The following is an 11,380-nucleotide window of genomic DNA, read 5'->3' on the forward strand; positions in this document are numbered from 1 at the left end:
CCAGACCCCACCTCGCCCGCGAGACGGACCCGGCGCAGGCCGAACCGACGGTCAGATGGTGGGACCGTCTCCCCCGGCCGCCTCGAGGTCTGGAGTCGCCAGGTGGTCGACGAGCCGCGCAAGAGCCGGCAGCGCGGCACGGACCGTCACACGATCATCCGGGGCGAGGCGGTCCAGCGCGTTGCCGATCCGCTGCTCGTGCGCCCGGGCCCAGTCGTCGAGCTTGAGGTGGCCGGCCGCGGTCAGCGCGACGACGGCCACCCGCCGGTCGGATGCGTCCGGGACCCGCGTGACGAGCCCGTTCTCGACGAGAACCTGAACAAGACCGCTGACGGTGTTGGGCGCGAGCCGTAACAAGGTTGCCAGCTCGCCCACCCGGACCGAACCGTGCTCGTCCAGGGCGAGCAGCAGCTCGACCTGCGCCATGGGAAGCGACTCCCAGGGGTAGTCGGTGCGGATGGACGTGCGCAGCGCCCGCCGAAGCCGGGTCACGACCGCCGTGAGCGTCTTCGCCTCGACCGACATCGCGCGCGTGGCGGCACTCTCGACCGCACCGGATGCCATACGCGCATCGTAGCCGTGACCACGTCGGTATGCGACTATGTCGGTTAGCGACATACCTGAGCGACGGCCCGAGGGAACGAGATCCGATGATGCTGGCATACCTCCCGAGCCCGTCCCAGGGGGTGTGGCACCTGGGTCCGGTCCCCATCCGCGCCTACGCGCTGTGCATCCTGGCCGGGATCGTCGTGGCGACCTGGTGGACTCGGCGCCGATGGGTCGCTCACGGCGGGACGGCCGACGACGTCCTCGACGTCGTGATGTGGGCGGTGCCCTTCGGGATCATCGGCGGCCGGCTCTACCACGTGATCACCGACCCCGAGCTCTACTTCACCGCGGGCAAGCAGCCCATCCGGGCGCTGTACATCTGGGACGGCGGCCTGGGCATCTGGGGAGCGGTCGCACTTGGCGCGGTCGGGGCCTGGATCGGCTGTCGACGGCACGGCATCCGACTCGCCGACTTCGCCGACGTCGTGGCGCCCGGGCTCGTGGTGGCTCAGGCGATCGGCAGGTGGGGCAACTACTTCAACCAGGAGCTGTATGGCGGCCCGACCACCCTGCCGTGGGCGCTGCAGATCGACCCGGCGCACCGGCCCGCAGACACGCCGAGCATCGGGCTCTACCACCCGACCTTCCTGTACGAGTCGATCTGGGACATCGGCGTAGCCGTGCTCCTGGTGTGGGCCGGGCGCAGGTTCGGGTTGCGCAACGGGCGGCTGTTCGCGCTGTACGTCGCCGCGTACACGGTCGGGCGCGCCTGGATCGAGGCGCTGCGCGTCGACCACGCCAACCACGTGCTCGGCCTGCGGCTCAACGACTGGACCAGTGTGATCGTGTTCGCGGTCGCCGTGGCGTTCTTCGTCGTCCGTGGTCGCCACCGTGCAGCCGAGCCCGTTCCCGCCACGATCGCTGCGGCCTGATCGGAGCCCGACCACGATGCTGAGCGCGCTGACCAGGGAGCACGCCAGACCGGCACGGGTACGCGACTGGCCTCACGCGTGGTGGCTCGCGGTGGCGACGGTGTGCTTCGGGGCCTTCATGGGTCAGCTCGACGCGAGCATCGTGACCCTGGCCTACCGCCCGTTGCGCAGCGAGTTCGGCGCGTCGCTGGCCGCCGTGCAGTGGGTCTCCCTGTCCTACCTGCTCGTCCTTGCCGCGCTGCTCATCCCGGTTGGTCGCCTGGCCGACGCCCACGGTCGCAAGCTCGTGTACCTGTACGGGTTCGTCGTCTTCTCCGCCGCGTCGGCGGCCTGCGGGCTCGCACCGTCCCTCGGCGCGCTGATCGCCTTCCGCGCGATCCAGGGCGTCGGCGCCGCGATGCTCCAGGCCAACAGCATCGCGCTCGTCCTCGCCAGCGCCCCCCGCGATCGGATGCGCACCGCTCTCGGCGTCCAGGCCGCGGCCCAGGCGATCGGCCTCGCCCTCGGACCCACCGTCGGTGGTCTGCTCGTCTCGACGCTCGGGTGGCGGTGGGTGTTCGGCATCAACGTCCCCGTCGGCGTCGTGGCGGTGGTCGCCGGCGTGTACCTCCTCCCCCGCAGCCGGTCGCTCACCCCCGCCCGGGTGTGGGACCGGTCCGGGGTCGCGCTGCTCGCGGCCGCGACCACAGCCGGGCTTCTCGGGGTGTCGGCGGCGTCGGGGCTCGGGCTGCCAGGCTGGGCACCGACCGTTCTCCTGGTCCTGGCCGCGGCGTGCGTAGCCGCGTTCCTGCTGCGCGAGCGCCGTGCAGCCGCCCCGCTGCTCGACCCGACCCTCTTCGGCGACCGCACGGTCAGCGCCGGGCTCGTCGGTGCCCTGTGCGGCTACCTGGTGCTGTTCGGTCCGCTGGTCCTCGTCCCGATCGTCCTCACCGACGCCGGCTCGTCCGAGCTGCAGGCCGGGCTCGTCCTCACGGCACTGCCCGCCGGGTTCGCCCTCGCGGTGACGCTGGGCGAACGCATGCTCCCGAGCTCATGGAGCGACCGCGGCCGCGCCACCCTCGGTGCGGCGCTCGGCCTCGTCGTCGTGGCTGCGCTGATCGCCGCACCCCTGACGGCGCCGTGGCTTCTCCCTCTGCTGGGCACCCTCGGCGTGGCCCTGGGTCTGTTCACCCCCGCGAACAACAGCCTCGTCATGCGCGCCGTCCCGAGCCATGCCGCCGGGACGGGCGGAGGACTGCTCAACATGACCCGTAGCCTCGGCACCGCGCTCGGCGTCGCTGCCGTGACGCTCGCGCTACACCTGCGCCCGGGCGGCGCGCACCTGTTCGATGGGCCCCGGACCGCCCTCGTCGTGCTCGGCGCCGCCGCGCTCGTCGCTCTGATCTCCGCGCGACTGCTTCCCTCAGCCGGCCAGCATCCCGTCGCCTGAGCGTCAGAACAGCCCAGGGATGCTCCGGGCCGCGGTGTAGAGCGCCACGACGACGAGAAGCAGGGTGAACGCAAGGTTCAGGCGCGCAGGTCCGACTCGCGAGACGACGCGGCTGCCCAGGAGGCTTCCCACCACGCCCGCCATCGTGAAGCCGCCGATCACCCACCAGTCGAGCGTCACGCCGTGGCCCAGCCGGAACAGCAGCGCGCTGAAGCTGTTGATCGCGATCACCAGCAACGACGTCCCCACGGCCACGGGCATCGACACGCCCAGCGCCAGGACCAGGGCCGGCACGACCACGAACCCGCCACCCACACCGAAGAACCCCGTGAGCAGACCGACTCCAGACGCCGTGAGCACGACCGTGACGGCACGCCGGCAGTCACACGTGACGGCTGGTCGCACCGTCAGGATGGGCCGGGCGGCCATGGCGACGGCCACCGCGCCGGCAGAGGCGAGACGGGCCTGGGCACGGCGGCGTCGGGTCATCAGGGCTGCCACCGCCAGCATCAGCACCGAGAAGCCAGCCAGGAGGACATCCTGGCGCACGGCCGCCGAGAGCTGGGAGCCGAGGTACGAGCCGGCGACCCCGAGGATGCCGAACACGATTCCCTGGGCCACGCTGACGCGCGCGGCACGCCGGTGCGGGATCATCCCGATGACGGACGTGACGCCGACGATGAGGAGCGATCCCGTGGTCGCTGCGCGTGAGTCCTGGCCGAACACGTAGACGAGAGCCGGGACGGTGAGGATCGAGCCGCCACCCCCGAGTGCACCGAGGCTGAGCCCGATCAGCAGACCGACGGGGATGACCAGCGCGAGCATGTGATGTCCTTCTTCTCCGGGGGTCAGAACCTGACGAGCCCGGGTCAGCCTGTCGCGCTGCTCTCCGCGACCAGGGCGAGTCCTGAGTCGGCCGCATGCTCGCTGAACGTGTCGTCGACCGCCACCACCCGCTGGTGTCCGTTGGCTATGAGGAAGGACGCCGCGATCGACGCGCGGTAGCCGGCGGCGCAGTGGACCCACACCTCGCCGGTCGGCACGTCCCCGAGACGTTCGAGGAGGGAGTGCAGCGGGACGTGCACGGCGCCGTCGATGTGGGACTCTCGCCACTCGCTCACGCGCCGGACGTCGAGAACCGTGACCCGACGGTGGTGGCGGACCTGGGCGAGATCGGCGAACGTGGCGCGCTCGAGATGGCCGAGCGGACCGTCGGTCCAGTCCCGTGGTCCGCCGGTGGCCGCTGCCGACGGAGCGTCGATGCCGATCCGGACGAGCTCCCGCTGGGCCTCAGCGACCTGCGACGGGCTCTCTCCCAGCAGGGTGACAGGGGTCCCCCACGGGATGAGCCACCCGAGGTACGTCGCGAACTGCCCGTCGAGCCCGAAGTTGAACGTGCCAGGGACATGACCCACCGCGAACGCCGAGCGCGTGCGCAGATCGACCAGCCACTCCCCGGCGTTCAGGCGACGGGCCAGCTCCGCCTTGTCGGCACGCCGCGGCGCGCTGAGGTCCGCGCCCGACGGCCCGCGCGAGTTCGCAGGGCCCATGTGGACGTAGTAGGCGGGGTGCGCATCGAGACCGCCGATGATCTCCGCGACGTACGCCTCCTCGCCCTTGGTCAAGGCGGGGTTGCTGAGCCGCTCCGTCCCTATGGTCGACCCCGTGGCCCCGGACGTCGTGGCCGTGGCCGAGCAGAAGCTGCCGAATCCGTGCGTGGGCATGACGGCCGTGTCGTCGGGCAGCTCGCGGGCGAGGGCACGCGCCGAGGCGAACTGGTGGTGGGCGAGGGTGCGGGTGTGCTCCGGGCCCAGGAGATCAGGGCGGCCGGTCGAGCCGAACAGCAACGACCCACCCGAGAAGACCGCGGGATGCTCCCCCTCGAGCACGTAGGACAGGTGGGTGAAGGTGTGCCCCGGTGTCGGCACGACACGGACCCGCAGCTCAGCGCTCACCTCGATGAGGTCGCCGCCACGGATCGGCACTCGATCGAACGAGACCACGTCGTCGGCATTGACGAGGTACGCCGCGCCGGTCTGCTGCGCGAGCGCGAAGCCCCCGGTGACGTAGTCGTTGTGGATGTGGGTCTCGAAGACGTGCGTGACGCGCACACCGGCCTCGGCTGCGGCGGCGAGCACCCGGTCGATGTCGCGCTGAGGGTCGACGACGAGCGCCACGCGCCCGTCATGAACGAGGTAGCTGCGGTCGCCGAGCGACGGGGTGTCGATGGCGACGATCGTCGTGGTCATGTCACGCGGGCCTTTCCAGGAGAGGCGTCAGCTCATGCAGATCGATACCCCTCGGGGTATGTTGACCCTACAACCGGAGGGCTCGTCCCCGCATTCCGACCTCCAGAGCCACACCCCTTGAGTGCCATCGCCTCGTCTCACGCCCGCTGGAGGAGCATGTCCCCGGTCATCACCACCCCGACGGAGCCGCGTCGCACCCTCGAAGCGGCTGCCCTCGCGCTGCGCAGCTGGACGCCTCGGCAGCGCCTGGCGTCGGGCGTCTTCGCCGTCGCCTTCGCGCTCCTGATCGGCATCCCGACGGTGCTCATCCCCAACCCGGTCTTCGGCCGCGAGGTACCGGTCCAGGCCTGGAACTACCCCGTCTGGATCGCCTCGTCGATCCTCGCCGGGATGCTCGCCGCGACCTACGTCCGCAGCGCACGCGACCAGGACGGTGCGACGGCCGCCGACGAACCGGCCGACACGGTCGACGCGCCGAGCAGGTTCGGGATGGTCGGCGGCGTCCTGGCCTGGTTCGCGGTCGGCTGCCCGGTGTGCAACAAGCTCGCCCTGCTGGCCCTCGGATACTCGGGGGCCATCACGTGGTTCGCCCCCGTCCAGCCCTACCTCGCGGCCGCGGCGCTCCTCATGACCGCGGGCGCGCTGCTGGTGCGCCTGCGTGGGCAGATCCTGTGCTCGACGCCGCGGATCAGCCGTCGCCGCCAGCCGGTCACCCCCACGACGGGAGCCGGTCGGTGACCGCCGGCGTCGTCCTGCACCTGACCGAGGCCGCCGCGGGCAAGCAGCGCGCCGTCCTCCGTAACGCGCTGAACCTGCTTCCGGAGGTGGAGGTCGGCACGCCCATCGAGGTCGTGGTGCACGGCGAGGCGATCACCCTGGCACGCCCCGGTCAGGCCACGGCGGACGCCCTCGCGGAAGCGCAGGACGCCGGCATCACCATCGTCGTGTGCCGCAACTCGCTGCGGTCGCAGGACCTGACGGATCGCGACCTCGTGCACGGGGCGGTCGTCGTGCCGTCGGGCGTCGCGCACCTCGTCGCTCGACAGCTCGAGGGCTGGGCCTACCTGCGGCCGTGAGGGCCTGCGGGTCTGGCGGAGGTTGGTCGAGGTCGGCGTGGGGCCCCGATGCCGTCAGGGCTCCCGCGGCGACGCCGGGCTGCGGGGAAGGCGGATCGTGATCGTCGTCCCGGCACCCTCACGCGAGGCTGCCTCGATCGCTCCGCCGTGCGCCATGACGATCTCGCGCGCGACGGCCAGTCCGATGCCCGACCCCGCGACCTGGCGTGCCGCTCGGCCCCGCCAGAGCCGGTCGAAGACATGGGGCAGCTCGTCGGCGGCGATCCCCGGACCCGAGTCGACCACCTCCACGACGGCCTGGTCGCCCTCCGACCGCACCACGACAGTCACGCGGTCACCCGGGCGGCAGTAGCGCGCGGCGTTGGCCAGCAGGTTGCCCACCGCCTGGTGCAGACGGTCGGAGTCCGCCCGGACCGGCACAGGTTCGTCGAACCGGCCGTCCACCACGAGCCCCGCCGCCCGCAGCTGGGGCTCCCGCACGGCCAGCTCGTCGCGCGCGACCCGTGACAGGTCGACCTCGGCCCGCGCGACCGACACCCGGCTCGCCTCGGCTGCCGACAGCTCGGCGAGATCGCTGACCACGCGCCCCAGCCGCAACGACTGGTCATGCAGACCCGCGAGCCCGTGCGGGCTCGGCTCGACCAGCCCGTCACGGAGCTCCTCGAGCCCCGCCTGGAGAGCCGCGAGGGGCGTGCGCAGCTCGTGGGCGACGTCGGCCGTGACGTTGCGCCGCTCCTGCTCCGAGCGAGCGACCGTCTCCGCCATCGAGTCGAAGGCATGCGCCAGCTCGCCGATCTCGCCCGGCCCCGTCACGCCCGCGCGTGCACTGCGGTCCCCCGCGGTGAATGCCCGTGCGGCGCTCGTCATGGCTGCGATCGGACGCGTGAGCCGCCGGGTCACCGCCCAGCTCGCGAGCACCGCGACCAGGAGTGCGACCACAGCGGCCACGGCGATCCACGACCAGGCCACGTCGCGGGCTCCTGTCCCGGCCGCCGTCAGGTAGACGAGACGCACTGCGCCGACGACGACACCGTTCGCCGTCACGGCTGCCTCGAAGACACCCGCGCCGCCGGCCGGCCCGAGGCCACCCTTGCCCTGTCCACCCGGAGCGCCGGAGCCGCCGCCCACCGAGGCCCCGGCCGCGTCGACCACGAACAGGCGCGCCCCCGCAGCCTCGGCGATCGCACCGGCACGGCTGAGGTCGGCCCCCGCCCAGCCGTCGATCCGCTCGTACGCGGCCCCCGCCGCGTTCGACGCAGCCTCTGTCGCCTGCTGACGGTCGGCCTTCTGGGAGACCTCCATGCCGCGCCCGACACCGACCAGCGCCGCAGCCGTCAGGAGGGCGACCGAGGACACCGCGACCAGCACGAACGCGAGCAGCATCCGCCGGCCGAGCGGACCGAGACCGAACCGCCCGGGGTTCATCGCGGATCGTCTCGACGCAGTCGCAGCCGGTAGCCGACACCGAGCACGGTCTCCACCAGGTCGGACCCGTCCGGCCCGAGCTTGTGCCGCAGGTTCTTGACGTGCGAGTCGATGGTCCGCTCGTAGCCGGCGTACTCGTACCCCCGCACGCGGTTGACCAGCTCGTAGCGTGAGAACACCCGCTCCGGAGCCGCGGCGACGGCCGTGAGCAGCCCCCACTCGGTCGGGGTCAGATCAAGCTCGCGGCCGTCCAGCCATGCCTCGTGCCGCAGCTCGTCGATCCGCAGCCTGCCCTCGCCATAGGTCGCAGCGCCGGACGCGCCGGTCGGCCCGCCGACACGGTGCAGGACCGCCTGGACGCGCAGGACGACCTCGGCGGGACTGAACGGCTTGGTGACGTAGTCGTCCGCGCCGAGCTGCAGGCCGCGGATGCGGTCGTCGACGCCGCTGCGAGCGGTCAGGACGATGACCGGTGGGTGCCCCGCCGCGCTGATCTCGCGGAGCACCTCGGTCCCGTCGAGATCAGGAAGGCCGAGGTCGAGCACCACCAGGTCCGGCGGAGCCGAGGTGAGCAACCGGATCGCCTCAGCGCCGGTCCCTGTGGTGAGCACGGAGAGGCCGGCGCGCTCGAGGTAGCGGCGCAGCACCTCGCGGATGTCGCGCTCATCCTCGACGACCAGCACGGTGGGCATGCCCCATCTTGGCGTGCCGCGCACGGTCGGGAGCGCCGATCGGCGGTGGTTCGCATCTCCGGCCGCAAACTCCACACCGTCTCCACAGGGATCCCGAGGGTCCTGCAGACTCGCGCGGCACCGTGAGGTCGTCCCCAGGAAGACACCAACGAAGGAGCACCTCATGCGTACCAGGACCCGCATCACCACGGCGATCACCACCGGTGTCGTCGCGACCGCACTTCTCGCCTCACCCGCGCTGGCCCGCGCGCAGGACGGCGGCATCGGGCCTGACCAGACCCGCACCAACCAGCAGACCATGCAGCAGGTCGGCGCCTGTGACGGCACCGGCGTCGCGGCGGGTCCCCGCGGGGGCCAGAGCCTTCAGGGCAACGGTGGCCAGGCCCGCGGTGCCGGGATGGGCACGGGAGCCCGCGCGGACCTCACCGGCGTGGCGAGCGGCACGTTGACCGACACGCAGAAGTCAGCGATCGCTGCGCTCGCCGAGGAGGAGAAGCTCGCCCACGACCTGTACGTCGCCTTCGCCGACCAGTACGGCACGCGAGCGTTCACCCGGATCGCGAATGCCGAGACCCAGCACCTGACGGAGGTCCGCGTCATCCTCGACCGGTACTCGATCACCGACCCGACCGCAGACCGCGCAGCGGGGACGTTCGCGACAGCAGCGACCCAGGACCTGTACAACACGCTGCTCGCCGACGGCTCGGTCAGCGTCGATGCCGCCTACGCGGCAGCTCGCACGGTCGAGTCGACCGACATCACGGACCTCAAGTCCGCCGTCATCGGCGTCACCGCCCCGGATGCGCTGCAGGTGTACACCAACCTGCTCGCGGGGTCCGAGCGCCACCTCGTGGCGTTCGGCGGCTGACCGACAGCGGCCAGCCGGCGCGCGCCCGACGTCTGGGGCTCGCCATCCATCGGATGGCGAGCCCCAGACAGGTCATGAGCGAGGACGAGCGGGCGGCTCCGTGATACCCTGGGGGGTATGTCTCTCACCTCTCGCGCAGTCGCCGTCGCGCTCGCCGCCGTCCTCTCCGTCGCCGGGCTCAGCGCGTGCTCCAGCGGCCCTGACGCGGTGACCGATGTCAGCGTCGCCAGCTCGGCTTCCGTCCTCGCTCAGCCCGGCATCACCCTCATCGACGTGCGGACCCCGACCGAGTACGCGTCCGGACACCTCGCAGACGCGGTCAACATCGACGTCAACAGCGACACGTTCGACAGCCAGGTCGGGCAGCTGCCGAAGGACGGCGCGTACTTCGTCTACTGCCACAGCGGCAACCGCTCCGCCGCGGCGACCGCCCGCATGGCCAAGCTGGGCTTCACGACGATCTACAACCTCACCGGCGGGGTCGCCGACTGGCAGGCCAACGGCGGCGCGCTCGTCACGAGCTGACCGACCCGGCCGCCGTCGGCCGGCTGCACTCAGTCGAGGTAGTCGCGCAGCGTCTGGGACCGCGAGGGGTGACGAAGCTTCGACATCGTCTTCGCCTCGATCTGCCGGATCCGCTCGCGCGTGACCCCGTAGACCTTGCCGATCTCGTCGAGCGTCTTGGGCTGCCCGTCCGTCAGGCCGAACCGCATCGTCACGACGCCGGCCTCGCGCTCGGACAACGTGTCGAGGACTCGTCCCAGCTGCTCACGGAGCAGCGTGAAGCTGACCGCGTCGATCGCGACCATCGCCTCGGAGTCCTCGATGAGGTCGCCGAACTGGCTGTCGCCCTCCTCGCCGAGCGGGGTCTGGAGCGAGATGGGCTCGCGGCCGTACTTCTGGACCTCCACGACCTTCTCCGGGGTCATGTCGAGATCCTTGGCCAGCTCCTCCGGCGTGGGCTCACGACCCAGCGTCTGGAACAGGTGCCGCTGCACGCGGGCGAGCTTGTTGATGATCTCGACCATGTGCACCGGGATGCGGATGGTGCGCGACTGGTCGGCCATCCCCCGGGTGATCGCCTGCCGGATCCACCAGGTGGCGTACGTCGAGAACTTGAAGCCCTTGGAGTAGTCGAACTTCTCGACCGCGCGGATCAGACCGGCGTTGCCCTCCTGGATGAGGTCGAGGAACAGCATGCCTCGCCCGGTGTACTTCTTGGCGATCGAGACGACCAGCCGGAGGTTCGCCTCGAGGAGGTGGTCCTTGGCTCGGCGACCGTCGGCAGCGATCAGCTCGAGCTCCCGCTTCGATGCGCCCTTGTGGACCGCCGAACCCTGGAGGAGGTGGTCGGCGAAGAGCCCGGCCTCGATCCGCAGGGCGATCGTCACCTCCTCTTCGGCCGTGAGAAGCCGGACGCGGCCGATCGCCTTGAGGTAGTCCTTGACGGGATCGAGCGTCGCGCCCGCGGTCGAGATCACCGCGGCGGGAGCGTCGTCCTCGCTCGCCGAGAGGATGAAGCCGTCGTCCGCCGTCGAGACGATCACGCGGTCATCCGACGTCGAGACCAGGTCGGGGGTGGTGAGCGTCGTAGTCATGGGGTGATGGCCCTCTCATCCAGGCACCGAGCGACATCTCGGCCAGTTGCCGCACACGCCTGCCACCGCGAGACCACGGGGCCCCGGTGAACCTGAGGATGCCGATCTGGAGAGTCGGACGCAGACCCCGGTCTGACAGACCGGGCCGCTATGCGACCTTCATTGTAGCGGAGGGCCCCGCCGGGGCCCCTGGGCCGTCCGACTCGGACCCGATGAGCGCCAGGAGCATCCGGAAGGCCGCACCGCCGAGCTCGCGCGGCACAGCCCGACCTGCCACCCCTTCCGGGTCGCACGGGGCACCGTCCGACTCCCCGACGTGGTGCTGCGCTGATGCCTGTGCGGCAACCTCGACCACGGGCAGGTTGACGCATCTCACCTCGCGGGAGGGAGCGATGAGGATCGCACCGTCGATCAACGTGCCGCCCAACCTGACCAGGGCCCGGCGCTCCCAGCCGGCCGCCGAGCCGTCGCCCGCGGCGGAGAACACGAGTAGCCCATAGCCGGACCCCGTGGCGGCCGCTGACACGCCCTTCAGCACCTCGCCGGCCCACTGCCCGAGCTC

The 11,380-nt window shown here is 71.6% G+C and carries 11 protein-coding genes and 2 pseudogenes; 6 read left to right on the forward strand and 7 right to left on the reverse strand.

The features are described from left to right. Nucleotides 1-51: 51 nt before the first annotated feature. Complete coding sequence (locus VFW79_RS10765) at nucleotides 52-564, reverse strand: MarR family winged helix-turn-helix transcriptional regulator (RefSeq protein WP_329677306.1); 513 nt, start codon at nucleotides 562-564, stop codon at nucleotides 52-54. Nucleotides 565-650: 86 nt separating this feature from the next. On the opposite strand from VFW79_RS10765, the gene lgt reads away from it, so the two are divergent. Together lgt and VFW79_RS10775 are read left to right on the forward strand one after the other, a co-directional pair. Then, nucleotides 651-1,481, forward strand: coding sequence for a prolipoprotein diacylglyceryl transferase (gene lgt / locus VFW79_RS10770; RefSeq protein WP_329677307.1), 831 nt, complete (start codon nucleotides 651-653; stop codon nucleotides 1,479-1,481). Between the two features lie 91 nt (nucleotides 1,482-1,572). After that, on the forward strand, nucleotides 1,573-2,910 hold the full coding sequence (locus VFW79_RS10775) for an MFS transporter (RefSeq protein WP_329677308.1): 1,338 nt from the start codon (nucleotides 1,573-1,575) through the stop codon (nucleotides 2,908-2,910). A 3-nt stretch (nucleotides 2,911-2,913) separates the two neighbouring features. On the opposite strand, the gene VFW79_RS10780 is transcribed toward VFW79_RS10775, so the two are convergent. Next, complete coding sequence (locus VFW79_RS10780) at nucleotides 2,914-3,735, reverse strand: sulfite exporter TauE/SafE family protein (protein ID WP_329677309.1); 822 nt, start codon at nucleotides 3,733-3,735, stop codon at nucleotides 2,914-2,916. Nucleotides 3,736-3,779: 44 nt separating this feature from the next. Then, nucleotides 3,780-5,159, reverse strand: coding sequence for an MBL fold metallo-hydrolase (locus tag VFW79_RS10785; RefSeq protein ID WP_329677310.1), 1,380 nt, complete (start codon nucleotides 5,157-5,159; stop codon nucleotides 3,780-3,782). Between the two features lie 156 nt (nucleotides 5,160-5,315). Between VFW79_RS10785 and VFW79_RS10790 the strand changes: the two genes are divergently transcribed. Beyond that, nucleotides 5,316-5,897, forward strand: coding sequence for a hypothetical protein (locus tag VFW79_RS10790; protein ID WP_329677311.1), 582 nt, complete (start codon nucleotides 5,316-5,318; stop codon nucleotides 5,895-5,897). Beyond that, a complete protein-coding gene (locus VFW79_RS10795; protein ID WP_329677312.1) occupies nucleotides 5,894-6,235 on the forward strand; it encodes a DsrE family protein in 342 nt (113 codons plus the stop codon). Before VFW79_RS10790 ends, VFW79_RS10795 begins: the two co-directional genes overlap by 4 nt. 54 nt (nucleotides 6,236-6,289) lie before the next feature. Here VFW79_RS10795 and VFW79_RS10800 read toward each other — a convergent pair whose 3' ends face one another. Together VFW79_RS10800 and VFW79_RS10805 are read right to left on the reverse strand one after the other, a co-directional pair. After that, nucleotides 6,290-7,660: a HAMP domain-containing sensor histidine kinase gene (locus tag VFW79_RS10800; RefSeq protein ID WP_329677313.1), complete on the reverse strand. Its 1,371-nt coding sequence runs from the start codon at nucleotides 7,658-7,660 to the stop codon at nucleotides 6,290-6,292. Next, entirely contained in the window at nucleotides 7,657-8,352 is a 696-nt protein-coding gene (locus tag VFW79_RS10805; RefSeq protein WP_329677314.1) for a response regulator transcription factor, read from the reverse strand. The genes VFW79_RS10800 and VFW79_RS10805 overlap by 4 nt, the downstream gene beginning before the upstream one ends. Before the next feature lie 163 nt (nucleotides 8,353-8,515). Here VFW79_RS10805 and VFW79_RS10810 point away from each other — a divergent pair, with 163 nt between their 5' ends. Together VFW79_RS10810 and VFW79_RS10815 are read left to right on the forward strand one after the other, a co-directional pair. After that, complete coding sequence (locus VFW79_RS10810) at nucleotides 8,516-9,220, forward strand: DUF2202 domain-containing protein (RefSeq protein WP_329677315.1); 705 nt, start codon at nucleotides 8,516-8,518, stop codon at nucleotides 9,218-9,220. Nucleotides 9,221-9,337: 117 nt separating this feature from the next. After that, on the forward strand, nucleotides 9,338-9,745 hold the full coding sequence (locus VFW79_RS10815) for a rhodanese-like domain-containing protein (RefSeq protein ID WP_329677316.1): 408 nt from the start codon (nucleotides 9,338-9,340) through the stop codon (nucleotides 9,743-9,745). Nucleotides 9,746-9,774: 29 nt separating this feature from the next. Here the strand turns inward: VFW79_RS10815 and VFW79_RS10820 are convergent. Both VFW79_RS10820 and VFW79_RS10825 read right to left on the reverse strand, forming a co-directional pair. Next, a pseudogene (locus tag VFW79_RS10820) lies at nucleotides 9,775-10,752 on the reverse strand (RNA polymerase sigma factor); the annotation flags it as partial. 214 nt (nucleotides 10,753-10,966) lie between these two features. Continuing rightward, a pseudogene (locus tag VFW79_RS10825) lies at nucleotides 10,967-11,380 on the reverse strand (hypothetical protein); the annotation flags it as partial.

Origin of the sequence: Cellulomonas sp. (assembly GCF_036279715.1) — a bacterium.
Lineage (GTDB): Bacteria > Actinomycetota > Actinomycetes > Actinomycetales > Cellulomonadaceae > Cellulomonas_A.

Coding starts and splice junctions, on each gene's coding strand:
- VFW79_RS10805 (WP_329677314.1), bottom strand. CDS start 8,352: ATGCCCACCGTGCTGGTCGTCGAGGATGAGCGCGACATCCGCGAGGTG.
- VFW79_RS10790 (WP_329677311.1), top strand. CDS start 5,316: ATGTCCCCGGTCATCACCACCCCGACGGAGCCGCGTCGCACCCTCGAA.
- VFW79_RS10785 (WP_329677310.1), bottom strand. CDS start 5,159: ATGACCACGACGATCGTCGCCATCGACACCCCGTCGCTCGGCGACCGC.
- VFW79_RS10800 (WP_329677313.1), bottom strand. CDS start 7,660: ATGAACCCCGGGCGGTTCGGTCTCGGTCCGCTCGGCCGGCGGATGCTG.
- VFW79_RS10810 (WP_329677315.1), top strand. CDS start 8,516: ATGCGTACCAGGACCCGCATCACCACGGCGATCACCACCGGTGTCGTC.
- lgt (WP_329677307.1), top strand. CDS start 651: ATGATGCTGGCATACCTCCCGAGCCCGTCCCAGGGGGTGTGGCACCTG.
- VFW79_RS10815 (WP_329677316.1), top strand. CDS start 9,338: ATGTCTCTCACCTCTCGCGCAGTCGCCGTCGCGCTCGCCGCCGTCCTC.
- VFW79_RS10780 (WP_329677309.1), bottom strand. CDS start 3,735: ATGCTCGCGCTGGTCATCCCCGTCGGTCTGCTGATCGGGCTCAGCCTC.
- VFW79_RS10765 (WP_329677306.1), bottom strand. CDS start 564: ATGGCATCCGGTGCGGTCGAGAGTGCCGCCACGCGCGCGATGTCGGTC.